Raw genomic sequence first — 26,764 nt, forward strand, 5'->3', positions numbered from 1 at the left:
CTTTTTGTATGTTATATACAGATTTATTAAAGAAAAGCTGTGTTAAGATAAGACATTTTCAAATGTTTATATACATAGTACCAAACGATGTCTTTATTTTTATCGGACTTAAGATGTATTTTTCTTTCATAAAAAAGTCTTATAAAAACAAAATTAATATTCGATTTCCTCATAGTCTTTTGGTTGCGGAACAGTTTGCATATTGGCAGCATCTTTTGGATCACTATATATAGCATTTCGCTCAATATTTGTATCTTTAATGTTTTGTTTTTTACTTTTATTCGTTTGTTTTTTCATAAGGGTTCACTCCTTTTCTTTATAAAAGTAGTTATACCCTAATTTAAATATTTTTACTGGTATGTAAAAGATGATTTCGCGAATGTATCAGCGACTAAATTACTAAATTCTCGTAAATAATACAGATAGTTGTCTCCTCCATAGTTATATCTTTTGTTATACATTTTGGCAACGACAACATTATACTTGGGAATGACTAAAATGGTGGGTTCTGTAATGCCTATTTAATACGAGCCTTTAGGTACCCTTTCCCCAAGTTCGCTTTGTAAAGTGGGGGTGTTTTGAACAAACCAGAAGCATCCATTTTGTAGTAAGTCCATGTTTTCATATTTCGGGCTTTGTCTTCTACCCATGAAACTAATTTTTGATATGTATCCAATGTACCAGTCACCTCTATATGAAATGCTATATCAAATATTAATTTCGACGAAAATAGAAGATGCCCTTTTATTTGTTTAATTCACAAAATGAAAGAAAAGTGTCTCTACACTCTGAACATGTACATACACCTTTCTTTCATACAATAACTTCATTTATGTTACAAAGTTAAATGAACCACCAGCTCCAGCAACTAAAGCAACCAAAGCATCCCCCACAGCCGCCGCAGCCACCGCAACGTCCAAAGCCACCGCAACGTCCACCGCAACCCCCGCAACGTCCGCAGCCGCCGCAGCGACGAGCATCTTCTTGTGTGTAATAATAATATGGATACTGATTTTGATTATCCCAATACACAACATTTCCAGGCTGATAATCATTTAGGTTCAACGATTGTAGTTCTTGTTGAAATTCATTCATTTTAACGACCTCCATGTATAAATTAAAACTTCTATCCAGCATAATTCATCGGTGCTTTTCTATATTTTTTGCTCGTTTAATCTGCGTAATTAACAGCGATAAATATAGAAACTAGAAACCAATTCAATACGTACAACAACAAAATATGAGTTTTTACTGGGTAATGTACCTTGTTCAGTTGCCTATTTTTAGGTAATTTCTCATTTGTAAATATAGGAGAGACTCTTATATTCTTTGTAGGAGCACAGTTTGAGGTTTACTTCTTTTGTACAATAAAGGTGAAGCGATTATTTCATTTGATGGGGATGATGACTTCCTTTAATAGTTATTAAGAATTAGTTGGGTACTATGCAGTATTATTAACACTTAAGTACCCCATACCCTTCAGCAATACTTTATAAATTGCTATTCCAACAATTTGATAAATCTTCTTTTTTAAATTTTTCTATTAACCTTTGCACAGAGGGTTCTGGCATTATTTTATATGTAATTAGATTTTCATTGTTAGGGATGATCCAATGGAAATTTAAGTGAGACTCTTTCGAAATCGGTGTTATATCACTATGCAAGTCTTTACTATAGACTTCGAAAACATGATTTATTTCATAATGAAGAGTCTCACTATCTTGCCACTCGTTTTCAATCACTCTTAAAAAGTGCTTAACTTCACAATCTATATCTATTTCTTCTTTAAGTTCACGAATTAATGCGCATTCTGCAGGTTCTCCTAATTCCACATGACCATCTGGTAGAAAAGAATGATGCCCTTTATAATTTGCTAGTAAAAGTTTGTTATCTTTTATAATGATTCCTCTTACAATATGATGAAATTTTGTTTTCAATTAGGTTTCTCCTCTTTATCCATTTTCTTAATTAAAGTTAAACAAGTAAACGATATACTCCTTCTCCAGCATAAACATGACCAAGATTTACAAAACGATAGCTTTCATATAACCTTCCTGCCCGAGTGTTCTCTTTGTGTGCAGTTAGACGAATCTCTTATTCCGTGCCTTTATTTCTTCTACCCATGAAACTAATTTTTGATATGTATCCAATGTACCAGTCACCTCTATATGAAATGCTATATCAAATATTAATTTCGACGAAAATAGAAGATGCTCCTTTATTTGTTTAATTCACAAAATGAAAGAAAAGTGTCTCTACAGTTCATACTTGTATATACACTTTTCTTTCAAAAATATCTTTATTTATGGCACGAATTTAAATGACCCACCAAGTAACACCATTAAAACCGTCAAAACAATTAGAGCCACCGCAACCACCGCAACCGCCACAACCGCCACAACCACCACAACCAAAACAGCTAAAGCAACCGAAGCAACCAAAACAACGGAATCCACCACAACGGAATCCACCGCAACGACCACCGCCGCAACGACCACAACCGCCACAGCGACGAGCATCATCTTCAATATAGTAATATGGATATTGATTTTGCTGGTCCCAATACACAACATTTCCAGACTGATAATCATTAAGGCTTAACGCTTGTAGTTCTTGTTGAAACTCGTTCATTTTCATGACCTCCGTTTATAAATTAAAACCCCATCGATGCTTTCCTATATTTCTGTTCGTTAAATCTAAGTAGAAATAGCGCTATAAACTAGGTTCAATACGTACACCAACAAAATATGACCTATCACTAGATGATGCACCTTGTTCATATGCCTATTTTTCGATATTGTTATTACGGATTCATTTTTTATATAAAGAGGTCATCAACAAACTATATGTTCTTGTAGGTTCGTATCTTTCTATTTCCTGATATTGATACTATTTTATAAACTGCTAATCCAACAATTTGATAAATCTTCCTTCACTACCTTATCTATTAAAGTTTTGACTGAAGGATTAGGCATTATTTTATATGTAGTTAAATTTTCTTCATTCGGTATAATCCAATGAAATGCCAAATGTGATTCTTTAGAATTAGGTGTGAGGTTAACATGTAAATCATTACTATCAAGCTCAAAAACATGGTTAATTTCATAATGGAGCGTATCACTATCCTCCCATTTATTTTCGATTACTCCTAAAAAACGTTTGACTATACAATTAAGCCCAATCTCTTCTTTCAATTCACGAATTAATGCTTTTTCTGCAGATTCCCCTAATTCAACATGTCCTCCTGGTAAAAAATAGTGATGTCCGATGTAATTTGCGATTAAAAGCTTTTCATTTTTTATAATGATCCCTCTTACAATATGATGGAATTTTGTTTTCAATTAAAGTTCCCCTCCATTTTTAAAAGTTGTTTAATAGCATCTATTTTAGTTAAATCTGAAATGAAAGTTACACATGTAAACGATATACTTGCTCTCCGTCATAAACATGATCAAGTTTTTTAAACCCGTAGTTCTCATATAACCTCTTTGCAATAATATTCTCTTTATGTACAGTTAATCGAATCTCCTTACATTCCGTAAATTCATTTGTAATCCATTTAATCATTTCAGCTAAAGCCGTTTTACCATATCCTTTTCCTTGATGATGCTCATCAATCATAAATCCGTTAATCCAATACATGTCCAATGTATTTGGTTCGAATGCATGCATAATGAATCCAATCATACTATCGTCATCATATATGGCGAATGGAATGTATTCGACATTTTCACCATCCGGCTTAATATATACTTTCGCAAGTGATACTGCTACTGGTGGTACAAATGTAGTTTGTTTCTTCGATACTTGTAATTTCAGTGCTTCTTCCCAGTTATCTCTTGTTATTATTTTTAATTGGATATTCATCGCTTGAAACTCCTTTTTGAATAAAAAATTATTCTATTTTTAAAATATCTTTCTTTCATAACATAGAATTCCTGTATTATATATTCAACGAACCACAATTATTCCCTCTCTACAGGAGTAGGTACTTACAATAGTTATGTATATGTAGGAAGTTCGTTTATTTATTAGGATGGTGGTCACGAAAAAACACGTTGAATTACGTGTAATTACAACGTGTTTTCGTTTTGTTTATAACAATCCTTTTCACCTGTTACATGAGCAATTAAAACTCCGATTATTGTAATGCCTCCTCCAACTATAGAAATGAATGTAGGTACTTCTCCTAACCAAATCCACGCTACAAAGCATGCAATTACTGGTGTTAAATAAAGAGAACTTGTTGCTTCAGAAGAACCTGTATGAGATGTAATATATGCTAGGGCTATATAAGGTAGTACAGTTGGAAAAAGTCCTAAGTATACAGCGCTAAGAGTCACTCCTATAGGAGCATTTATTATTTCTTGATCGATTCCTGGCAAAAAGATGAGCATACATATAGTTCCAGCCCAGATTGTATAGGTTGTAAATGAAAGAAAGCCATATTTTTTTAAATAAGACTTTTGGAAAACAAAAAATAGACTCTCTGAAAATGCTGCTAGTAGTATAAATAGTACTCCACTATTTAAGTGGAGCAAATCTCCATCACCTAATGATAAAAAGGCTACCCCAATTAAACTAATTACACCGCCAATCCATCCATTTAGTTTTAGCTTTTCACTGAAAAATATAAAAGCAAGAGATGCTGTAAATATAGGAGTAACTGATACAATTAAGCTCGCTGGACCGGCACTGACGCTTTGTTCTCCATAGTTTAATGCGATATGATAAACAATAAAGCCGAGAGCTCCTAGTATGAAAATTATTGGTATATCTTTTAGCTCTGGTAAATGCATTTTATTTATACATGCAAAGATAAGTAGCATAAATGAAGCTATTAATAAACGTAATAATGTAAGGTGTTCAGGTGTGTACGCCTCAAGTCCAATACGGATCCCAGGAAAGGCTGTACCCCAAAGAATAATAGTCAGACCATGTGCGGATAAAATACGAAAATCCCATTTTTTGTTCTGCATTTCTTTCCTCCCCTTCGAAAAAGTCAACCACTTTTCTTTTACCAATTATTTCTTTTCATCATATTCAATAGTTGATACAATGTCTTCAACCAGTTATGTATTGAAAAAACCAGCCACTTGGCATTTTTATAGTGGATAAAGGGAGTTTTTTTATGAATATGTACAATGACAAAACAGATAAACAACTTCCAAAATACCAACAGATTATAGACTATATGAAAGAAAAGATTGCAAATGGAGAATGGCCAATCGGGAGTAAGATTCCAAGCCAACGAAAATTAGCAAAACTGTTCCATGTAAATCGAAGCACAGTAATTACAGCGTTAGAAGAACTAACAGCAGACGGTTTAATTAGAGGACAAATGGGTATGGGGACAATTGTAATGAATAATACATGGTCATTATTAGCAACAACCCCCCCACCTAATTGGAATGAGTATGTAAAAACAGGTGTGCATAAACCAAGCAAATTAATCGTTCAAGAAATTAATGAAGTGGAAGCAAATAAGAAATTCATTCAGCTTAGTAAGGGAGAACTTGCCACTGATATTTTCCCATTAGAAACAATGAAATTAGTTATGCAGAGTGTGTCTAACAAACTAGGTACTTTCGGATACGAAGAACCAAAAGGATTTTTACCTTTACGTCAGGCAATAAGTAATTACGGAAAATCATTTGGTATTGATGTATCTCCGTCTTCTATACTAATCGTTTCTGGAGCATTACAAGCACTACAGCTAATATCCGTTGGTCTTTTGCATAGAGAATCCACAGTTTTACTTGAAAAGCCTTCTTATTTATACTCACTTCATGTATTCCAATCAGCAGGTATACATCTTTCGGGAATATCGATGGATGAGCATGGTGTCATACCAAGCGATTTATCCAAACGAAGTAAATATAGTCAAAAGAAAAACATTTTATATTCTATTCCTTGTTTTCATAACCCAACAGGTGTTTTAATGTCGGAAAATCGCCGGAAAGAACTTATGAAGATTTGTGAAAAAGAACAACTTCCTGTCATTGAAGATGATATTTATCGAGAATTATGGATTGATGAACCACCTCCACTTCCGTTAAAGGCACTGGATCAACATGGACATGTATTATATATCGGTAGCTTATCAAAAACTCTGAGTCCTGGATTAAGAATTGGATGGATTATCGGTCCAGAACCTGTGATTGAAAGATTATCAGACATAAAAATGCAAACGGATTATGGATCTAGCTCATTATCACAAAGGGTTGCTACGGAATGGTTATCTAGTGGTTTATATCAGAAACATGTAGCATCCGTAAGATTGCAGCTGGCAAAACGAAGAGAAATAATGATTCAAACCCTGAACATGTATTGTAATGACATCGCAACGTGGGATGTCCCTAGCGGAGGATTTTTTATATGGCTAAAGATACAACCGAAAATTCCAATGAAAAAACTATTTTCAAAAGCATTATCTAAAGGAATCCTTCTTAACCCAGGGCGTATTTATGAAGAAGAGTCTGATCAGCATATTCGTTTATCGTATGGCTATGCACCTATCGAAGACCTTACGAAAGGAATCTATCAATTAAGTCAAATTGTTCGAGAATTAATGAAGTCATAGAAAAGTCCTCTTCATGTAAGGAAGAGGACTTTCAAAAGAATTCCTATGTTAAAATGTTGACAATTCCCTGATACATTCTTCTCTAACTTTCCATAAGCTGTCCAAATCAAACTTTTGAGTTAACTTATGCTTATTTAACCATATTAGTATGTAAGAACGGTGAAAATCAGTTTTGAAATTTCCAATCTGATCCGGTTCTATCTGTTCTTCTATTAAGAATTCCTGGATTGGTTCACCGCGTATAGTAAGTCTGGTGAAATCAAATCTGTCATTGTTGTATTTCAAATAACAATGTGCTTCTGGAATAGAGTGCAATTTATATTTCTCTAAAATTTTTCCAACTCCAGGTGTATTATTTTCATTCATTTCATAAATCCCTGTGAATAACTTTATTTCTGCCACACCTTGTTCTTTACATAAGGCAGAAAGTAAAGCATGTTTCGTACTGCAAGTTCCCTTTTCTTCACTCATTACCAGCTCGTATTCAGACCGATTAGAATTTCTCCCATATGGTAATTCTCCAATAAACTTTAATGCCCTATGAAAATCATATATTCCTAATTTAATAAAACCATCTGATACATTTCCGTGTGCTTTAATTATGAAATTCGGTAATATGTAATTAGACATTTATAATCCCTCCATTTACCTTTATGGGGTCACCATATCAAAAAAAGAAAATTGTACGTTTAGACACAATTCCGACACATTTTGAGAGGTTTGCTGTACGTTTAGGCTATTTTTCTTTAAAATAAGGGATATTTGGTGCTGGGAATTCGATATTTTTTAAATGTTAACCTGTATATTCCCTTCAACAATAGGAAAAGTAAATAGTTGTTTATAAAGGTTTTACAAGTATTTTTACAAACGTTTATTTTTAATGAACACCTTTGTAAACGAAAGTGATATAATTGTGGTAACAAATGTAAGGAGAATATCAAACATGGCGAATATTTATGGATATATACGTGTAAGTACAAAAGATCAAAATGAACAACGCCAATTACATAAAATGATGGAACGAGGAGTGGAAGCTCGACGGATTTTTGTCGATAAAGCAAGTGGACGACATTTTGATCGTCCTCAGTATCAATTATTAAGAAAAATATTAAGTACAAGTGATATTGTTTACATAGATGCTTTAGATCGTATGGGGCGTAACTATGATGAAGTAATTTCGGAGTGGAAATACATAACAAGGGAATTACAAGCTGATATTGTTGTTTTAGAAAATGAAACATTGTTTGATAGCCGGAAGTTTCGTGAGATGGGTGATATGGGAAGATTAATGGAGGATCAGTTTTTATCTTTGCTATCCTATGTTGCAGATCAAGAACGTAAAAAAATTCATCAAAGACAAATGGAAGGTATTGCTGTAGCTAAAGCTCAAGGAAAACACTTAGGCCGTCCTCAAGTGAACCTTTCAACCTTAAGCAAACAACAAATGAATATAATAGAAGAAACTCATTCAAAATGGAAGAGTGGCGAAATTACTGCTGTTATGTTTATGGAAATGTTAGAACTAAAGAAAAACACCTTTTATAAAATTATGAAGGAATATGAAGAAGCAAAGTAGCATCTCGCCTAATGGAAATGCTACTTTGCCCCCAGTTGTAGGAACGATGGTACTACCTCTAATAAATATAACAATATCAGAAACAAGAAAAATAGGTATTTGTAACTTATTTTGTGCTCTAGACAAAATAAGTTTAAGTAATAATAGTTTAAATGAATATACTGATCATAAAGCGTGTATATATTTATATGAACTTGGAAATACAAGTGGGGATGTAACTATATTATTTAGGACGGTGTACTTGAAATGGATCTACAAGCTGGAAAATTATTCTGGAACACAACTTTTTCCAATCCACCTTCTTATCCTTGTTTGGAAAAAGACATAATTTGTGATGTTTTAATAATAGGTGCTGGAAGCTCAGGTGCTCAATCAGCCTACTATTTATGTGATTCGGATTTAAATGTGGTTGTAGTTGATAAACGGAAGGTTGGACATGGCAGCAACCTAACTAATACAACGCTCATACAATATTTGGGTGATAAAATGTTTTTTGAGCTTGTTAATACATTTGGGGAAGAGTATGCAGTAAAACATATGAAATTATGTGAAGAAGCAATTAATGATATTAAATTTGCAAATCAAAAATTACCTTCTCAGTCTGATTTTATACGACGTGATAGTTTATATTATGCAAGCTATGAAGAGGATATTAAGAAATTAGAAAAAGAGCTTTATTACTTACAAAAGCATGGTTTTAAAGCAGATTGGTTATCAGAAAAACAAATTGGACAGAAATATCCTTTTAAAAAATATGCCGCCCTATATACGTATAACGATGGTGAAATAAATCCCTATAAGTTTACACATAATTTATTAAAACAAGCTTCTAATCAAGGAGTACAGATTTATGAAGATATTGAGATTGTTGGAAAAAATTAAAAAAAGACTTTGCTACTTTTTATACAAAAAGTGGTAGTTCTATTACTACCAAGAAAGTAATTGTAGCTGCGGGTTATGAAGGGTTAGAATTAAAAAAGGAAAAGAACGCTACCCTAATTAGCTCGTATGCAGTTGTCACTACCCCAGTTGAAGATTTTTCTTCTTGGCATAAACGTACTCTTATTTGGGAAACTGCTAGACCTTATATATACATGAGAACCACAGTAGATAATCGAATTATTATAGGTGGTCTAGATGAAGATACAAACATTGCTGAAGAAAGAGATTCAAAATTAATCCATAATAAAGAAAAGCTATTATATGAATTCAATAAGCTCTTTCCTAATATTACAGTTAAACCTGAATTTTATTTAAGTGCCTTTTATGGTGGTACTCATGATGGTTTACCTATAATTGGAATGTATGAAGATTTTCCTAATTGTTATTTTATCTATGCATATGGAGATAATGGATTAGTGTATAGTATGGTACTTTCTAAAATTATCCGAGATGTAATTATAAAAGGTTCTAGTCCTAATTTAAATTTATACTTGCAGTCCAGACCTAATTTAAATAAATAGACTGTATACGTTAATAAAAAAATTAGAGATTTAGGAATTAATGTACTTAATGATATAGAAACTACATATTTATAGTTATAGGTATTGTAATTAAAATCAAGCTAAGGTTTTCATATACCCCCTAAATGAAAAATTTCTTTCTCTACAGATAGTTACTCTGAGAAGTCAGTTCATTTTTTCGTTTTGGGGGCATTTATTTTTCTTAAGTTGATGGGCATGTATGGTGAGGCCTATTATGTGAAATATTCTAATTTTGCATTGGGGAAAAACTTCTTCATATAAGAATAAAGATAATTTTTTATATCCTCTTCTTCTTCTTTTTGATAAATATATTTTCCAATTCCATATTTACCCCATTTATATCTTCTTTTCTCTTCATTTAATTCCAATTTTGTCATAGGGTAGTTTTTTTCAATCACCCTCTTAGCAGGCTTTGTAAAACGATGCTGAATAAATTCAAATGTAATATCACCCCGTACATCCAGGGGTAATTCAGCATCAAGGCGTTCAAACATATGATAGTACCCATCCTGCCATCCTTCATGAAGATAAATAGGAGCCACAATGAATCCGAGTGGATAACCTGCTCTGGCTACTTTTCCTGCTGCCTCAATTCGTTTAGCTAAGGGTGAAGTACCTGGCTCAAAGTTTTTAATAACATAATCAGCATTTACACTAAAGCGAAATCTTGTTTTTCCGTTATGTTTTGCATCAAGCAAGTGATCCACATGATGAAATTTCGTCACAAATCGTAATTTCCCATATTCAGAGCCTCCAAAATGTTCAATCGCACGCTTAAGAGTATGAGTTAAATGATCAATCCCTACAATATCTGATGTACACGAGGCTTCAAACCTTGTTAATTCAGGTATACGAGCCTCCATATATTTATCAGCAGTTTCTAGGATTTCATCAACATTTACATAAGTACGGATATATGGCTTACTCCCCATCGTTGTTTGTAAATAACAGTAATGACAATGTCCCATACAACCTGTTGCAAAGGGAATAGCATACTCTGCTGAAGGCTTTGAAGTATCAAATTTCAGTGTTTTTCTAACACCAACAACAAGAGTAGACTTTGCTACTCTATACTTTTGAAAATCATTTTCGCCTGGCAGGTCTCTCACTTGATTATGAGAAGTAGTATGCCGAATTTCAACATCCATTTTTGAAAATTTTTCATAAAGCTCTTTCCCTAACGGAAAATCTAATGCTTTAGGTTCAAAGTATACAAGCTTAGGCATAAATGGTTTCATTCTAACATCCCCTCTGAAATATCCCCATAATAGTAGGTGTAAGCTTGATTTGCTTCTTCTTCAGTAGAATAAACAGCCATTTCATTTGTTAGTGGATAATAATTTTCATAAAGAAATAATGCTAGTTCATTTGGCCTCTCAGGGTTATTAACCACTGCTGCAGCTTGTATATTTGCTACATCCTGAGTGTGGGGGTTTCGGTAAAAAATATAGACAATATCTCCAGCATGATAAGTTTTACTTTCATTAGAAAATTCCATTCAATCACCTTTTCTTTTTATAAAATTCAATGTGCAAAATTATACATTATAAATTTTCTCCTATATTGCATAAAAATATGTCTTCTTTTATGAAGGAAAATCTGGGTTCTAATAATTACACTATAATTTGAGATGGACCGAATAGAAAAAATATTTATTTTGGATTACATTTATGATTCACCCTATGGCGGGGGGGGGGACCATCAAATGCTCATCGACTTAATAATAGAAACAAAATAAACTTTCATTCATTAGGACTAAAATACTCTTAAAGTAATGGTAAAATCTTAATTTTCTTTTTCCATACTGAGCCTGAGCACACACCTTTTTAAAGTATCAGTACCAATATGGCCAAGTGTGAAAGAACATTTTCAAATAGTTTGAATTTGTTACAACAGAACCAAATTAATTGAGGGTGATGGTGGTTGACATTGTTAAAATAAAAATTTTTACATAGAAAATAAGAAATTGTATAAATTAAGTATGATTCTATTACTTAATAGTGAGGTGATTAATTATGTCAGTACTAGACAATTTTGATCAATGGAAAAGCTTTTTAGGAGATCGCTTAGAACAGGCGCAAGGAAAAGGGATTGCTGGTAATGCAGTTTCAGATATGGCATTCCGTGTAGGTGATTATTTGGCAAATGAAGTAGAGGCGCGAAATGACCAAGAAAAACTATTAGCTGAGCTTTGGAAAGTTGCTAACGAGCAGGAACAACATACAATTGCTAATTTAATGGTAAAGTTTGTAAAACACAAATAAAAAATTATGACTTTTTTAGTCACACTTCTATATGAAAAAGGTGTGACTATTTATTTTTCAAATCTTCCAGCTCATTACATAGATAGATTTTTTAGTACGTGACTTGATATGTTTTATACGAAAACTTGAATTACATTGCGTATGCCATATATCTAATGATTTTGTTGTAAGCTCATTTTAACTAATAACTTTGTACTCGCCACCTAAAATTCGATATACTTCTTCCACAAACCAGTAGTGATCCAAATCTTCACTTCTTTTATTTTGCTCCTTGTATATGTTTTCATCTTGAGAGCCCGCCAAACAAATTGCATAAAATTAACAAATACAACTCAATTACATTTGAATTATGCCAATAGAATTATATACATTTTGAAATTATTATTCTTATAAGGGTTACACGTATGAAAAACAAAAAAAAATTAACTAACTAATTAGTTAATTTTTTTTTTGTTTATGCACTCTTATTAATATATAATGACATACTTAAAACTTTAAATAATACAGAAGTTTTGAAGAAATTGTGTATATTGTAGAAATTCAATAAAATCAAATCTAATTATTATATTTACTCTATCCTCTCACATATTTTCTAGAATAAATGACATACTACGTATGTGCTATGAAATAAGTAGCTCAATTTATTGTTCATTCAATTGGCAGATAATATATGTTTTTATCTGCCAAACTCTATTCATTCTTTTTTACTTTTTGAAATTTTATATCTTTGGAGGTTATATAAATGACGTTTCCGAATTCTAAAGAAGAAAAGACTAGCTATTCTAAAAATTCCACACCGAATACAATTAACTCTAAACTAAAACCAGAAGAACAAGCCATGAATGGATTGTACGGAATGCCAGAAACTGATATTGAAAATAAAGATCATCAAAAAAAGGAAATTTGAAAAATACTTAGCATTTCAATATCACCTTTATTGTCCATACATATTTCAATTTTGATAAAAACAAGGGAAATCAAAGTTCCCTTGTTTTTTATATTATCAAGCATCTAATTCTTTTGTTTCTTTCTTCTTCCAAAGCTTTCCTGGCCAAAATGCAAATCGTCCTAGAACCACTGTAATGGCAGGGACAAGAAGTGGCCTTACAATAAACGTATCTAATAGTACACCTATTGCTGTAACAAGACCAAATTGAACAAGTACTTGGATTGGTAAAGTAGCTAATACTGCAAATGTACCTGCTAAGATTAAACCCGCAGACGTAATAACACTACCTGTTTGAACAACTCCATTTTTGACTGCTTCAAGGTGCGGTTGGTTTCTTTTATTCTTCCATATTTCAGAAACCATAAATATGTTATAGTCCTCTCCTAATGCTACCAAGAACACGAATGCATATAGAGGGATTGCTCCTTGTATTGCGGGAGCATCCATACCATAGTGAAGTAATAGCCAGCCTGCTCCTAATGCAGAGAAGAAAGATAATACAACTGTTAAAATCAAATAAATCATGGCAACAATAGAACGAAGATATACAAGTAACAATAATGCGATAATACCAATCATGACAGGGATAATTACATCTTGATCACGCTCGGTAGTTTGTTTTGTATCATATAATGAAGCTGTTTCTCCTCCAATCCATATATGGTTCTCAGCATCATTTATTTCGGATTTTTTCATCAATTGTTTCAAACTTTTTCTTAACTCAGGGATTTTATTCATGCCATCAATTGAATATGGATTTTCATGTAAGGAAACCTCATACATTTGTAATTGACTATTCTGTTTCCCTTTTATAGGTTCTGTTACTTGATCTACAAATGAAAGTTTTTTTAACTCTGTTGTTACAGATATGTCTTTCCCTTCTGTATCCACAACAATTTGTACTGGTGCTAACTCTCCAGGTGAAAAATGATCTGATATTAAATCAAATCCCTCACGTGATGGCATATCTTTAGGAAATGATTCTAATAAATCGTAGGTAAAATGAATTCGTGGAACAAATGATGCCAGGCCACCCAATAGGAATAGTGTCAGCAGGATAATAGTCCAAGGTTTACGTATCACAAGGTCTCCAATTTTTTTGCTGAGAATTCCTTTAGATTCCTTTACCTTAATTGCTTTCTTTTTCTTCCTAGCACGTTCTTCATTCATCTCATTCGTTCTTGGTATGAAAGGGAAAAATGCTACTCTCCCCAAAATAGCTAGTAATGCTGGTAAAAGCGTCAATGAGGCAACTCCCATAAGGAACACAGCCACACTAAATGGCACTGCAAATCTATGGAAAGTACCAATATGAGCAAGTAAGAGGGTACCCAATCCAACTACCACTGTAAGAGCACTCATGATAATTGCACCACCCGATTCTTTAATAGCAAGTTGCAGAGCTTTAAATTTATTTTGTTCTACTAATAAAAACTCTCTATATCTTGAAATAAGAAATAAACAATAATCAGTACCAGCTCCAAATAAAAGTACAGTCATAATTGAAATCCCCTGTGCATCAGCAGTAATCCATCCTTTATCTGCTAAAAACCCTAAAGTTGGACTAATTACTCCATAAGCAAATCCGACTACAATTAAAGGTAAGATTGCTAAAAGTGGTGAGCGATACAGAAGTATAAGTAAAACTAAAACAAGTAACACTGTTGCAACTAGTAATTTCACATCAGCCTGACTGAATAAGCTTACTGCATCAGTCTGAATACCAACTGGCCCTGAAAGACGAACATGCAGACCAGAATCAGAAATGTTTCTTTTAAAAGGATCATCTGCCAAAGTATCCTTTATAACACGCTGCAATTCATTCATATTCTTTTGAAGAATATCTGTCCCTGCTGTTGTGTTAAAGAATACAGGAGTTACAAGAGACGTACCATCTTCTGAAACACTCTTTGCTAATGCTTGCTGTGGTATTGTATCAAATGGTGGTAACGTTGATTGATCTTTTAATGGTGTGTTTTTAAGGTGTTTATAAGTATCTTGAATCGCCTTAAAGTCATTTGCTTCTAAACCCTTGTCTCTATGCCAAACGATAAGGGCAGGGTTTCCAGCATCATTAGGAAACTCCTGTTTAATTAAACGACTAGCTTGTTGTGACATAGCGTTTTCAGGAAGGTTTGGAGCCGTCTCATCCTCAACGGTATTAACTGCTGGCCATGTAAATGATAAAACAAGGGTTAATAAGACCCATACCAAAAGAGTAATCCACCTTGCTTTTGGTCCCCCTACCAATTGTCCCCAAGTATATAGAGGATGCTTTTTCATAAATATCCACCTTTCTAACTAAATTTTTTTCATTAATTATATATACTAGTTAGTTAATTAATCAAGAACTATTATGTTAATATGCTATAATATTTTTAACTTTAAAAAGTCAGGAGCGAATGGAATTGGAACAAAAACAGCGTCCCTTAGGAAGACCACGTCAAAATAAAACTACAATTTCTACAAAAGATAAAATTGTAAACATTGCTACAAAATTATTTTTAAGTAAAGGATATCAAATTGTTTCTATGGATGATGTTGCCAAAGAATGTGATGTGACAAAGGCAACCGTTTACTATTATTATGCTACTAAGGCTGATCTTTTTACTGATACAATGGTTCAAATGATGGTTCGAATTAGAGAAAACATGGATAAGATTCTTTCCACAAAAAAGCCTCTTAAAGAGCGCTTACTTCATGTTGCACAAATACATTTAACTGCTACAATTGACATTGATATTAAAAGTTTTATGAGAGATGCAAAGATTTCTCTTTCTGATAAACACTTAAAACAAATGCAAGATGCAGAAGATAAAATGTATGAAATATTAGCACAAACTATAGATAAATCAATAAAACAAGGAGAAATACCTAAAAATCACTCGCTATTAAGTGCTCATGCTTTTGTTGCTTTACTGTACGTTGGTGGATACAGAGATGTTAATCAAAAGCCTCTTATCCCTAATATAGAAGATTTTGCAAAACAAATTGTTGATTTTTATTGGAATGGATTAAGTAAGAGTGCTTCTTGATTATCTTTTGTATAATACTCTCCTTTATATATTTTAAAAAGAGTGCCTTGCATTTTCAGGCACTCTTTTTTATTGATAACAATTCATTTCGGTACACTTTTAATTAATTCCTCCATATGAAATAAGTTTTAAACCGATTGTTGCTTCCAAAACCATAGCAATAAACATGAGTCGCCTCCAGTCTTTGGATTCACTATACAGAAGTATGCCTAATAGCGCTCCATCTGAAGTGAAGATCCTAAGTCCAAATCACATAATTAAAAAATTAAAGCTTTCCAACTATGATCCATATACAGTTTGTTTAGTATAGAAATAACAACCATTTCGAATAAGCCAACTAAAATTAAAAACAATTATTCCAATAGGAATCAATCGCCTTCTCAACTTTATCTTTTGATAGCCCAATAAATACTTTAATCCAGTTTGTTTTCGTGTTAGTAACCCCGAAATTTTATTATTGTCAAAAATAAAAAATCCTAAGAGAATAACTGAAATAACCAGTCCCCCCACGCTTTGATCCTTCCGTGACACAACATCGCTGGGAGTCTTCTCTCAGACCTGAAGAACATAAAATTTATATAAGTAACGTACATTATACACATATTTAAAACTCATACAATATTAATAAATATAAATTATCGACTTCTAAACCTAATCCCTTAGATTAAAGTTGAGTTAATCGGTCTAATAAAAAAGAATAAATTCTGAAACGATGCATACATAATACATAACTTTAAAGAAAATATTTTATTACTCTTTATCCCATGTATTTTGTTTGTGCTTATACGCACCCCTCGAATTCTCTGTTAGATCTACTATATCTGTTTCCTCACCAAATTCAGTACTATAATTAGGTTTTCCATATTCTTTACGATTCATCTCTTGATTCGCATCCTTCATTGGTTGAAACAACTGTGTTAAGCACATTAACCCACTTAGTCCAACAAGAGCAAAGATTACTCTTGCTAAAAAGGCATTTTGTCCACCAAATATTGTTCCTACTAAATCAAACTTAAAGAAACCAATTAGCCCCCAATTAATAGCACCAATAATAACTAAAGCTAAGGAAATCCTCTGTATAGTTCTCATTCATATAACATCTCCTTCAGTCTCAACTTTTAAAACAATGTACAGGAATACTCTGTATTCTTCCTGCTTGAATCGTTAGCTTTGATTTCCAATCAAAGTGATAGCTCATAATTCAACATAAATACATTCCAGTACCATAATATAAACTTTGACTAACATTTTAATGTTTTTATTATTTAATACTGTGATAAGACTGCATGGTATTGCGGTTATCGGTACTACAATAATTAACCCTATTTGTACTTTCTGCATCATATTAGCTATCCTGTTAGTTGCTAGGATTCAATCTTATCATTAGAAATTAACAATGGTTTCATACACAAAATATCTAATACATAGACAATTTATTATTTTGTTTCTACAAAGGCTTTTTGATGTTACATAAACCAACCTTTTCTTAAACAACTTGCTTCTTTTATTTCGCATAATATACAACAGTACGTTCATACTACACTTGAGCCTTTAAAAAGCTCCTATAAATGACTAACGTTTCATAACAAATGGGCAAAGCAGGAGGTTTATTGAACCGCCTGCTTTGTTTTATTTCTTTTCTTAACTTTTTTCTAGGTTGAAATCCTGCTTGCCTTAATGACTCATTCCAATTTCCAAAATGTCTTACATAAGTAGATAAAGCAGGCATTTTGGGATCTTTTAATATTTCTTTGGCAGTTGGTAACTTTTGATCGGAATGAGCCCATTCTTTTAATCTAGATAGCAAAATCCTTCTTGTATACATATTTAGCTTGTAACCACCTTATCGACATAATAAAGTTAATTATTTAATTCGTTCTTAATTTATGGATTACTTTCAAAAAAATAAACAAAAATAATACATACTGACGATATTAAAAAGGCAAGCATCAAAATGTGCTTGCCTTTTCTTCTAACGACGATGTTCCACAAGATCAATTACACCTAAAACAACGTGAGCTAAACCAAATCCAAATACTGTATTTGCAATCACCTTATTAGATCCACGAGTTTGCTTCAAGGCATAACCCGCAGCTGTAACTGCTGTACCTAATGTAGTCGGAATTAATCCTTCACGAATATTCATAGTAACGTCCTCCTAGTATCGCAGTTAGTAATCCTGCTTTAATACTTTGGAATTAAAGTACTAAAACAAGTATTAGTATTTTCTTGTCTTGTGAAAATATGTGGAGTTATTTTAAATATCTTCTTTTCATTATGATACAGCTTAACTAAAAATGTTAATGCGTAAGTTGTTTTAATACATTTACATGTTCCCTATCTTTATCTAAAATATCATGTATTAACATATGACTTTCTGGATCTAAATCACCTTGTACAATTTCTTCTGATATTTGAACTCCATAATAACCTTCGCCCTTTAACGCGCTACTTACAATTCCTTCTGTTGTATCTGGTACTGTAAATTGACTTATCAAACCTTGAACAGACCCAACGATTCCTTCATCATCAACCGGCACTCCTCCAAGATTTTGTATTCTTTCTGCTACTTTTAAGGCATGTTGTTTGTGATCTTGTTGTATTCTTTGAAATTCCTTTTTTATTTCTGGATCTTTTAACTTCTCTATATAATGCTCATAGGCATGAATACCCATGTACTGCCCTTTTAGAAAGGAATTTAATGTATTAACTACACTCTGTTTTTCCATATCATCACTTCCTTTTTACGTTATCCTTTTACAGAAGTCGATGAATTATCCATATCGTGTGTGCAATACTATCAGTTAATTTCCTGTTATATCATGTCTCTAAATCCTCGCTCCTCTTTCACTCACCTTAATATAAATATCATTTTTGTTTAATCACTTCCCATTAGGCTCATACTAACTTTTGTTTAAAAAATATGAGAAATGGAGCTGGATTAAATATGGAATTTGAAGGTAGAAATTCTACAGAATCTGCACTTCTTCATTATAAGTATGGTTTGGGTTTATTTACTGAGAAGATGCCTAACCTAGCCGAACAATTTAATTCCTTTACAGAGGAATGCTTTAAAGAGGGCACCTTATCAAAAAAGCAAAAACAGTTAATTGCTTTAGGTATTAGTCTTTATTCTCAGGATGAATATTGTATCATTTATCACATTAAAGGATGTCTAGATCAAGGAGCTTCAGAACAGGAGATCTTTGAGGTGGTGGGAGTGACAGCTGCATTTGGTGGTGGTGGTACTATAAGCCAGGCAGTAACTCTTGTACAAGAGTGTATCCAAGAGTTAAAGCAGTAATAGTAATATCATCATGGATTGAGGAATATATTTCTCGAGTTCATGTGTTGTTATCATTACACAATAAATAAAAAAACAAAAAACTTGAGCGTGTGTGAAGTATACTCAAGTTTTTTGTTTTTATGCTTAATTCATACTATAAATCGCCCAAGATAAGTATGTAGCAAAGGTAGTCCATAACAGATAAGGGATTAGAAGCCATCCAGCTACTTTAGATAAGCGGAATGAATAAATGATAAGAAGAAATGCAGTAACAGCCACTAACAGACAATCTATCGTTGCTAAGAATAAATCTTTTTGGTGGAACTGAAAAAAGCTAAAAGCCTGATTTAAAATATAATTTAGAACAAATAAACTCCAAAATAATTTAGGCTTAAAGTTATACTTGTTATAGATAATTGTAACAGATAAAGCAATTAATCCGTATAATACTGCCCAAACAGTTCCAATTGTCATACCAGAAGGTGTCCAAGACGGTTTGTCTAAAGAATTGTACCAACTACGATCAATTGGGAATAGTATACTTGAGACGTAAAATAATCCATATGTGATGAAAAACACTAGGATACTAAATTTCTTCATGACCTCCTCCTTTTTGCTAAATATATTTCTCGTTTTTGATTAAAATTCTTAGATTATTAAATAGATCCCTAGTATATAGACTAGCGACTCTCATTCCATTAATTAATTATATCTATTAGGGTAAGTTCCCATCATATTCCTTACTATTCATAAAAACTATACACATTAATAAAAATCAAATAAATGGAAGGGATATAGCAGTTTTCACTCATTATTACAATCATTCTACACTCGGATATAAATATATTCTCAATATAGTTATATCCGAAGTGATTTCACTGAGCTTCTGATATAACTTGGTTATAAAATAGATGAAAATCTTTTTGGATTCGTACAATGAGTTATTTTTTGTATATATCCTTTGTGATGTTTAATACATAACATATTTCAACATACCATAAGACTTCATCCCAGCTCTTACGATTTCAAATGATTTGCTCTCTATAATCATGAACGAATTCTTCCATGGTAATTGGACTTTTACCTAGTAATTCTAACAAGTCTGGCGTAACTCTTTTGGCTAATCCTAATTTAGCTGTTGTATATATATCAATCATCACCATGATAAAATCAGGTTTGATTCCTTTTTGAATCATCTTTTTTCTAAATTTCCATATACCGGGATTCGTATAGGTTATTTGTTCGTTCGTTTCCTTTGAAATAATTTCAGCAACTTCATAATACGTCAATGATTTACTCCCTGTTAAAGCGTACGATTGGAATTCGTGACCAGCCTCTGTTAATACTTTTGCAGCTACTTCTCCTATATCTCGCACATCAATAAAACTCGTTCTTCCTCTTCCTGCTGGTACCTCAATTATTTTTTCATTTCTTAACTCTTCACCATGTTGTGATAATAAGTTTTGCATAAAAAAGCTCGGTCTTAAAAATGTATAAGGGATTCCTGAATCTTTTATTATTTCTTCTATTTTTGCATGTGGTACTATGGGATTCTTTTCTACACCTAGTAAAGATAGAAACACAATATGTTGAACACCTACTTCTTTCGCAACATCAACCACAGGTTGAAAATACTTCTTTCCATCAGCAAGATGTGGGGGACGAAGAAGAAATAATTTCGTTACCCCAGTTAAAGCCGGTTTAAAAGATGCGGGATTTTCAAAATCAAAATATATCTCTTCTTTGTCTCTTTGACGAGTAGCAATATGAAATTCAGCATTTCTTTCTATTAACCCTTTTACAACTTCTTGCCCTACATTTCCTGTAGCACCTGTCACTAAAATCATGCCAATACCCCCTATTTCGTTTTTAAATTTTGAATCATATTCTGTAACACATGGATAGTCGTTTCCACTTCATTTTTTGGAATATTTGTTACTGCACTCTTTATAACATCATCACTAACGTTTTCTATTTCTTTTATTAACTTGCTTGTTTTCTCTGTTAGGAATATTAGGTGAGATCGTTTGTCGTTAGGATTATGTGTTGTGAAAATAAAATCTTTTTGCAATAAACGCTGGATAATCCCTGTCACAGTTGGTCGGTCTGCCACCAGTCTCTCTGCAATCAGGGCCGGTGTCGTTCCATTGGGATGAAGAGATATATCTTTTAAAACTGACCATTGTTGTGCTGTTATCTTATATATTTTTAGTTGATTTGATAATTCTGTTTTCGTCATTACGCTAACTTTATGCAATAGATATCCTAAATTGTCCATATATAACTCCTTTTAGTTAGTACACTAATCATATAATTAGTGCACTAACTAAAATCCCGAAAGTCAAACACTCATATAGTATATTCAAAGAAATACGATGTACCTTAAAAACATGATTTTTTTTAGTGCACTCTATATTTCTTAAACAAATTAAAAATCTAAACCGATCCCTGACCCCTATATTTGGCTAGAACGTGATTTAACCTCGCGGTAAATTCTATTTAGTTCATCTGATTCTTCTATTTGTAATATGAATAATCGCCTTATTTTGTTCTTTCCTAGGCTGTACAACTACTATTGAATCCCGATAACTATACCTTTATAAACGATTTTGTATTTTTGTAGCAATTGCTAAATTTGATTATTCTTATAGAAGTAATTTTAATTTTTAAAACATTAAATTACTTCTATAATAAATACTATAACTATACGAAGGGAAATGGGCCGTTGAAAACGAGAGAGCTTCTTACTACAGAACAAAGGGAATACTTTTATGGAGTTCCTGAGCATATGGACGAGAGAGAAATTCTGCGATATTACACAATATCTGATGAAGAATTGCAAATTATAAATAAGCAACGCGGTGCTGCCAATCGATTAGGTTTTGCCATACAAATTGCTTACTTACGCTTTCCTGGGAGACCATTATCTGCAAATGAAAAAGTTCCAGATTTTATTGTACATACGATTGCTAAACAACTAAGGATTTTACCTTCAGCTATACAGAACTATGCACGTGGGCGTGATGCAACTCGTCGAGAACATTTGAGTAAAATCAGAAGTACATTAGGATTTCGGACATTTACTTTAAAAGAATATCGAGAGTTAGCACGTTGGCTTCTCCCTATAGCAATGAAAACAGATCAAGGACATCTTTTAGTAGAAGCTCTTATTACAGACATGAGGAAAAGAAAAATCATTCTACCAGCTATATATGCAGTTGAACATTTAGCATGGGCTGTACGTGAACGAGCATATAGAAAGATTTTTAAACAATTAACAAGAAACCTTATTCCTTCTCAATGTAAGCAACTAGACAAGTTATTAAGTGTAGGAAAAGGATACAAGTTTTCGTATTTATCATGGCTTCGACAACCTTCAGGTGTTGTTTCTGTTAAAAACTTTCACAAGATTATGGATCGAATAGAGTTTATCCAAAAATTAAATTTACCTTTAGATAACGGTAGAGAAGTGCATCAGAATCGATTGCTACAGATGGCACGTGAAGGATCACGTTATTCCAATCAACATTTATCTAGGTTTCATGAGCTCAAACGACATGCAACTCTTATGGCCTTTCTCATTCATATATATGCTTTTTTAACAGATCAGGGAATAGAGATGCTTGAGAAACTAATGGGTAGAATGTTTAATCGCGGAGAAAAGAAACATAAGGAACATTTTCAAAAGGACGGAAAAGCGATTAATGAAAAGGTTCGTTTATACGCAAAAGTTGGAAAGGCTTTAATTGAAGCAAAAGAATTAGAACAAGACCCATTTGAATCTTTACAATCTATCATTTCATGGGAACAATTTGTACAATCAGTAGAACAGGCTGAAGAACTATACAGACCAGCAGAATTTGACTATTTAGATCTACTAGATAATCATTATGGACATTTTCGGAAGTTTGCACCTAGATTATTAAGAACGTATGTATTTAAAGCCTCTAAAGCGAGCCATACTTTATTTCAGGCCCTAGAGATGTTGAAAGAAATAAACCAAACAGGAAAAAGAAAAATCCCTGAAACAGCTCCGATGGATTTTCTCAAATCGAAATGGTTCAAGCATGTGATGAAAGAAAATGGTATTGATCGTCATTACTATGAGTTCGGTATCTTTTCAGAATTATGTAATCATCTTCGTTCTGGGGACATGTGGGTCGTAGGAAGTAGACAATATAAGGATTTTGAAGAATATCTTTTACCTCAAGAAAAATGGAAAGAATTAAAGGAGAAAATGGGGAGATGGTTCGACTTCATCTTCTGATGGACAATTCTTTAGGGCCGGTGGTCAATCTAGTCCTTTGGCACAAGTAAATGCAAAGCATGGTAGAGATCCAGGATTAAGTTTTTATACACATATCTCAGATCAATACGCCCCATTTTATGTACAAGTTATTAGTTCTTCAGAAGAAGCGCCACATATTATTGATGGACTACTATATCATGAAACAGATTTGGAAATTGAAGAACATTATACGGATGCAGCAGGCTTTGTAGATCATGTTTTTGCCATGTGTCATATGTTAGGATTTCGATTTGCTCCTAGAATTAAAACGTTTAGTAAAAATAAAATTTATACTTTTGAAAAGCCCGTAAATCAACCGCATCTAGAATTTATGATTGGTGGAACAATTCATACAAAGAAAATAAAAGAAAATTGGGATGACTTATTACGATTAACTAGCTCTGTTCGTAATGGAACCGTCACAGCTTCTCTTATTCTCAAAAAGCTTGCGGCCTATCCAAGGCAGAATAGCTTATCTGTAACTTTGCGTGAGATAGGAAGAATTGAAAGAACTTTATATACATTAGAATGGTTGCAAAGTCCTGAGCTTAGAAGACGTGTACAGGTTGGTTTAAATAAAGGTGAAGCAAAACATGCACTTGCTCGAGCTGTATTTTTTAATCGATTAGGGGAAATTCGTGATCGTTCTTATGAGGATCAATTACATAGAGCAAGTGGTTTGCAACTTCTTATTTCAGCAATTGTATTATGGAATACGGTATATATATCACGTGCAGTAGATGCTTTACGTGCAAAAGGCGTGGACATTCCAGAAGAATATTTACAACATATATCTCCACTTGGATGGGAACATATTACGTTGACAGGTGATTATGTTTGGAACTTAAATGAAAAAACAAATTTTAATAATCTAAGACCATTACGAGAGAAAAATTATATAAAAAAGTAGTAAAGTAAGTAGCCGGTTCCTTAACGTACAGGGAACCGGCTAAAATGCGTCCAAATTGTGTCTAAACGTACAATTTTCTTTTTTTGATATGGTGACCCCATGCCCATCAACTTAAGGATGGAAACAAACTGAACTTTCGTCCAGCTGGGTTAAAACATTCTTAAAATAGGAGTATAATTTAAAAATATGCATACCAAATAAACCCTAATGGGTTGGATTTTTTAAATTATGCAGCTTTTTTTTGTTTTCTAAGTCTACTATACTCATAGACAACACCCATAATATCAAAGACTGTTTTCTTCTCATATCGATGAGATTTCCGCCCATTTTTCTGTAGTAGGTGGAATAGACGGATTAGAATCTTTGTTATTTCTTGAGTGTCTTTCTGTATAGCTTGATACAAAAGATATAGATAATCTTGGATCATTCCTATCGCTTTATATTCGCTTAATTCTCTTTTCTTCTTTTGCAAAAGAAGTTGGCGCATTTTAAACATAGTAGAGGAGCATAGGAAAATAGCGATTAGCTTTCCATATAAGTGGCACTCTAATCGTTCTTGTTTTACATGACGATAATGATCTATTTTGAAGAGTGATTTCCATGTTTTAAAGACAATCTCTATTTGCCAACGCAAAGTATATAACTCATGTACCTGTTCCATTGGAACCCATTCCCAAGGTGTATTCGTCACGTACACGTTTAATCCCGCTACCATTTTACTTTTCTCTGAGTACGTTCTATTTTTGGATTTTTCTTTCTCCAAGATTTTCGCTCGTCTTTTTTGAAGTTGTTTTTCTGTTAATCGATTAAAAATAACACGTGAAAACAGTTGTTGTTTATCACCAATATAAGCATGTTTTAATTCAAATGTTTCTCCGGGGGGTAGTTGGTTTAAAATCTGTTTTACATCAATTTGTATGTATTCCGATTGTTTTTTTATTGCACCATTTTTAAAGTATTCCGGGTTTGGATTTTTCACATATACATTTGTATTTAATTTCAAACGAGAAATATAGTATGTACCTCGTTGATCCATTTGATCTAAGTCTTCCAATGAAAAATAACCCAAATCACGAATACATAAATCTCCTGGTCGTAAGGTATCTAAGCACTCTGTACCAAATGTTTTGTCATTATTTTTCCCTGGTCCAACTTGAAAGTTAAGAAATTCCCCATTGTGCAGATCATATTCTAATTGAATTTTGATTCCGGCTGTTTGGGCACATCCTCCAGAGCCTGGATATACATTCTCTAAAGAATTTGGCACTTGAAATAGGGTGGCATCTAGAATACGAATTCGTTTAAAATAAGAGAAGAGATGGTTAGAAATTTGCGTTTGTTCACACACTTTTTGTTGTAACAGTAAAGAAAAAATATGTTGTAATAACAAAACCGCTTTAGCATTTAAACGTTTATTTAAGCCCTCAGGGCTAAGTAAAGTACCGGTAGCTGCATGAAGCCTACTACATAATCGGACTAATGGATCACTTGCCACCCGTTGACTAATCCAAATACAAATAGCAGCTAAGTCTAATCCCGAAAACTTACGTTTTCGCTTTATAAATTCGAGTTCTCTAGCAAGTTCTTCTAAAAATACAGGAGTAACATATCGTTGTAATTCTTCCGCAAATGGTTGTAGTTCATCTTGAATCGAGAGATTCATAAAAAAACGCCATCCTTTCTGTATATTTCTACAAAAAGAATAGCGCTTTTCTCGTTATATAGATACAAAATTACCTTAGCTTGATGGTGATGTGGTAGGACCCCTAGTACAATAAATAGTTTAATCTTACTTATATAGTATAATAGCTCTAACTATATCATAAAAATATTCTTTCCATGTAGAGTATTTCTCCATTTCTAAACCTCTTCCTGGGGCGGTTTTAAAGCTAACATTGCGCCAAAATACTGTGAAGCAGTAGTAAACGTAATAAACGCACAAAGCTCACTAATTTCTACGTCAGAAAGATACTCTTTTAAAACATTAAACGTAGCGTCTGATATATCCCCTTGTTGCTTTAAAAACACCTCTGCAAAGCCAACTGCAATAGATATTTTATTATTGAATAAATGGGGTTCAGGTTTTCCTTTTGCTTTACAATACTCACAACCATTACTTTGTGCTAAAGTTCGCCTTACTTGTTCTTTTAACTGAGAGGATAAATTCCCATCTTTCTCCAAAACTTCCCCCAATTGAGTCCATCCGTTCAATATATCTTTGTTATGTCCTAAAAGTTTTTGAAAAGGGGTCTCTCCGAATTTAGATTCATTAATTCTTGTCACAGTTAATACCTCCTGGTAATATTTATAATATCAAATAAATTTATTCCATCACATTAAATTTAAAACTAGTTTCCTATTAATTTTTAAACAAATTAATGAAAATAGG

26 protein-coding genes and 3 pseudogenes are annotated in these 26,764 nt (G+C 32.9%); 8 read left to right on the plus strand and 21 right to left on the minus strand.

From position 1 onward, the window contains the following. Positions 1–153: 153 nt before the first annotated feature. The 8 genes and pseudogenes from COO03_RS27050 to COO03_RS12555 form a co-directional block, all read right to left on the minus strand. Positions 154–297 carry a hypothetical protein gene (locus COO03_RS27050; protein WP_097897504.1) on the minus strand — a complete coding sequence of 48 codons (144 nt, stop codon included), beginning with the start codon at positions 295–297 and terminating at the stop codon, positions 154–156. A 53-nt stretch (positions 298–350) separates the two neighbouring features. Beyond that, positions 351–638: pseudogene (locus COO03_RS12525) on the minus strand (penicillin-binding protein); the annotation flags it as partial. A gap of 205 nt (positions 639–843) precedes the next feature. Then, positions 844–1,095 (minus strand): heterocycloanthracin/sonorensin family bacteriocin, encoded by a 252-nt coding sequence (locus COO03_RS12530; RefSeq protein ID WP_141523351.1) that lies wholly within the window; start codon positions 1,093–1,095, stop codon positions 844–846. 395 nt (positions 1,096–1,490) lie between these two features. Then, the gene (locus tag COO03_RS12535; RefSeq protein WP_097897506.1) at positions 1,491–1,937 is read right to left on the minus strand and encodes an NUDIX domain-containing protein; all 447 of its coding nucleotides are present in this window, start codon (positions 1,935–1,937) and stop codon (positions 1,491–1,493) included. Between the two features lie 379 nt (positions 1,938–2,316). Next, positions 2,317–2,637: a heterocycloanthracin/sonorensin family bacteriocin gene (locus tag COO03_RS12540; protein ID WP_097897507.1), complete on the minus strand. Its 321-nt coding sequence runs from the start codon at positions 2,635–2,637 to the stop codon at positions 2,317–2,319. A gap of 257 nt (positions 2,638–2,894) precedes the next feature. Then, a complete protein-coding gene (locus COO03_RS12545) occupies positions 2,895–3,341 on the minus strand; it encodes an NUDIX domain-containing protein (protein WP_097897508.1) in 447 nt (148 codons plus the stop codon). 67 nt (positions 3,342–3,408) lie between these two features. Next, positions 3,409–3,867, minus strand: a complete 459-nt coding sequence (locus tag COO03_RS12550) for a GNAT family N-acetyltransferase (protein WP_097897509.1) — start codon at positions 3,865–3,867, stop codon at positions 3,409–3,411. A gap of 206 nt (positions 3,868–4,073) precedes the next feature. Continuing rightward, the gene (locus COO03_RS12555) at positions 4,074–4,979 is read right to left on the minus strand and encodes a DMT family transporter (RefSeq protein ID WP_097897510.1); all 906 of its coding nucleotides are present in this window, start codon (positions 4,977–4,979) and stop codon (positions 4,074–4,076) included. Positions 4,980–5,137: 158 nt separating this feature from the next. Here COO03_RS12555 and pdxR point away from each other — a divergent pair, with 158 nt between their 5' ends. Then, on the plus strand, positions 5,138–6,583 hold the full coding sequence (gene pdxR / locus COO03_RS12560; protein ID WP_097897573.1) for a MocR-like pyridoxine biosynthesis transcription factor PdxR: 1,446 nt from the start codon (positions 5,138–5,140) through the stop codon (positions 6,581–6,583). A 48-nt stretch (positions 6,584–6,631) separates the two neighbouring features. Here pdxR and COO03_RS12565 read toward each other — a convergent pair whose 3' ends face one another. Beyond that, a complete protein-coding gene (locus COO03_RS12565) occupies positions 6,632–7,213 on the minus strand; it encodes a hypothetical protein (RefSeq protein WP_097897511.1) in 582 nt (193 codons plus the stop codon). A 313-nt stretch (positions 7,214–7,526) separates the two neighbouring features. Here COO03_RS12565 and COO03_RS12570 point away from each other — a divergent pair, with 313 nt between their 5' ends. Beyond that, positions 7,527–8,159, plus strand: a complete 633-nt coding sequence (locus tag COO03_RS12570) for a recombinase family protein (protein WP_097897512.1) — start codon at positions 7,527–7,529, stop codon at positions 8,157–8,159. Positions 8,160–8,405: 246 nt separating this feature from the next. Further along, positions 8,406–9,622, plus strand: a pseudogene (locus tag COO03_RS12575) (NAD(P)/FAD-dependent oxidoreductase). Between the two features lie 233 nt (positions 9,623–9,855). Here COO03_RS12575 and splB read toward each other — a convergent pair. After that, a complete protein-coding gene (splB, locus tag COO03_RS12580) occupies positions 9,856–10,881 on the minus strand; it encodes a spore photoproduct lyase (RefSeq protein ID WP_097897513.1) in 1,026 nt (341 codons plus the stop codon). After that, positions 10,878–11,141 (minus strand): transcriptional regulator SplA domain-containing protein, encoded by a 264-nt coding sequence (locus COO03_RS12585; RefSeq protein ID WP_097897514.1) that lies wholly within the window; start codon positions 11,139–11,141, stop codon positions 10,878–10,880. The genes splB and COO03_RS12585 overlap by 4 nt, the downstream gene beginning before the upstream one ends. A 517-nt stretch (positions 11,142–11,658) precedes the next feature. Here COO03_RS12585 and COO03_RS12590 point away from each other — a divergent pair. After that, positions 11,659–11,907, plus strand: coding sequence for a DUF3243 domain-containing protein (locus COO03_RS12590; RefSeq protein ID WP_097897515.1), 249 nt, complete (start codon positions 11,659–11,661; stop codon positions 11,905–11,907). 742 nt (positions 11,908–12,649) lie between these two features. Beyond that, positions 12,650–12,814: a DUF4021 domain-containing protein gene (locus COO03_RS12595; protein ID WP_097897516.1), complete on the plus strand. Its 165-nt coding sequence runs from the start codon at positions 12,650–12,652 to the stop codon at positions 12,812–12,814. Between the two features lie 96 nt (positions 12,815–12,910). Here the strand turns inward: COO03_RS12595 and COO03_RS12600 are convergent, their stop codons facing one another. Further along, the gene (locus COO03_RS12600; RefSeq protein ID WP_097897517.1) at positions 12,911–15,139 is read right to left on the minus strand and encodes an MMPL family transporter; all 2,229 of its coding nucleotides are present in this window, start codon (positions 15,137–15,139) and stop codon (positions 12,911–12,913) included. Positions 15,140–15,264: 125 nt separating this feature from the next. Here COO03_RS12600 and COO03_RS12605 point away from each other — a divergent pair, with 125 nt between their 5' ends. Then, positions 15,265–15,891 (plus strand): TetR/AcrR family transcriptional regulator, encoded by a 627-nt coding sequence (locus COO03_RS12605; RefSeq protein ID WP_097897518.1) that lies wholly within the window; start codon positions 15,265–15,267, stop codon positions 15,889–15,891. 750 nt (positions 15,892–16,641) lie between these two features. Here the strand turns inward: COO03_RS12605 and COO03_RS12615 are convergent. The 4 genes from COO03_RS12615 to COO03_RS12630 form a co-directional block, all read right to left on the minus strand. Continuing rightward, complete coding sequence (locus COO03_RS12615; RefSeq protein ID WP_097897519.1) at positions 16,642–16,980, minus strand: DUF378 domain-containing protein; 339 nt, start codon at positions 16,978–16,980, stop codon at positions 16,642–16,644. 448 nt (positions 16,981–17,428) lie between these two features. Beyond that, positions 17,429–17,716, minus strand: coding sequence for a homing endonuclease associated repeat-containing protein (locus tag COO03_RS27590; protein ID WP_230322432.1), 288 nt, complete (start codon positions 17,714–17,716; stop codon positions 17,429–17,431). 147 nt (positions 17,717–17,863) lie between these two features. Beyond that, complete coding sequence (locus COO03_RS12625) at positions 17,864–18,037, minus strand: asparagine synthase (RefSeq protein ID WP_097897520.1); 174 nt, start codon at positions 18,035–18,037, stop codon at positions 17,864–17,866. A 154-nt stretch (positions 18,038–18,191) separates the two neighbouring features. Further along, positions 18,192–18,620 (minus strand): ferritin-like domain-containing protein, encoded by a 429-nt coding sequence (locus COO03_RS12630; protein WP_097897521.1) that lies wholly within the window; start codon positions 18,618–18,620, stop codon positions 18,192–18,194. A gap of 218 nt (positions 18,621–18,838) precedes the next feature. On the opposite strand from COO03_RS12630, the gene COO03_RS12635 reads away from it, so the two are divergent. Then, the gene (locus COO03_RS12635) at positions 18,839–19,195 is read left to right on the plus strand and encodes a carboxymuconolactone decarboxylase family protein (protein WP_097897522.1); all 357 of its coding nucleotides are present in this window, start codon (positions 18,839–18,841) and stop codon (positions 19,193–19,195) included. Between the two features lie 126 nt (positions 19,196–19,321). Here COO03_RS12635 and COO03_RS12640 read toward each other — a convergent pair whose 3' ends face one another. From COO03_RS12640 to COO03_RS12650, 3 genes are all read right to left on the minus strand, one after another. Further along, positions 19,322–19,777, minus strand: coding sequence for a TspO/MBR family protein (locus tag COO03_RS12640; protein WP_097897523.1), 456 nt, complete (start codon positions 19,775–19,777; stop codon positions 19,322–19,324). 425 nt (positions 19,778–20,202) lie between these two features. Further along, positions 20,203–21,024, minus strand: coding sequence for an SDR family oxidoreductase (locus tag COO03_RS12645; protein ID WP_097897524.1), 822 nt, complete (start codon positions 21,022–21,024; stop codon positions 20,203–20,205). Between the two features lie 11 nt (positions 21,025–21,035). Continuing rightward, positions 21,036–21,455 carry a MarR family winged helix-turn-helix transcriptional regulator gene (locus tag COO03_RS12650; protein ID WP_097897525.1) on the minus strand — a complete coding sequence of 140 codons (420 nt, stop codon included), beginning with the start codon at positions 21,453–21,455 and terminating at the stop codon, positions 21,036–21,038. A gap of 447 nt (positions 21,456–21,902) precedes the next feature. On the opposite strand from COO03_RS12650, the pseudogene COO03_RS12655 reads away from it, so the two are divergent. Then, positions 21,903–24,375, plus strand: a pseudogene (locus COO03_RS12655) (Tn3 family transposase). Between the two features lie 226 nt (positions 24,376–24,601). Here COO03_RS12655 and COO03_RS12660 read toward each other — a convergent pair. Both COO03_RS12660 and COO03_RS12665 read right to left on the minus strand, forming a co-directional pair. Beyond that, positions 24,602–26,038 carry an IS4 family transposase gene (locus COO03_RS12660; RefSeq protein ID WP_097897526.1) on the minus strand — a complete coding sequence of 479 codons (1,437 nt, stop codon included), beginning with the start codon at positions 26,036–26,038 and terminating at the stop codon, positions 24,602–24,604. Between the two features lie 197 nt (positions 26,039–26,235). Then, positions 26,236–26,658 (minus strand): carboxymuconolactone decarboxylase family protein, encoded by a 423-nt coding sequence (locus tag COO03_RS12665; RefSeq protein ID WP_097897527.1) that lies wholly within the window; start codon positions 26,656–26,658, stop codon positions 26,236–26,238. Positions 26,659–26,764: the final 106 nt, after the last annotated feature.

This window comes from Bacillus sp. AFS098217 (genome assembly GCF_002551815.1).
In the GTDB taxonomy this organism is placed as follows: Bacteria; Bacillota; Bacilli; order Bacillales; family Bacillaceae_G; genus Bacillus_A.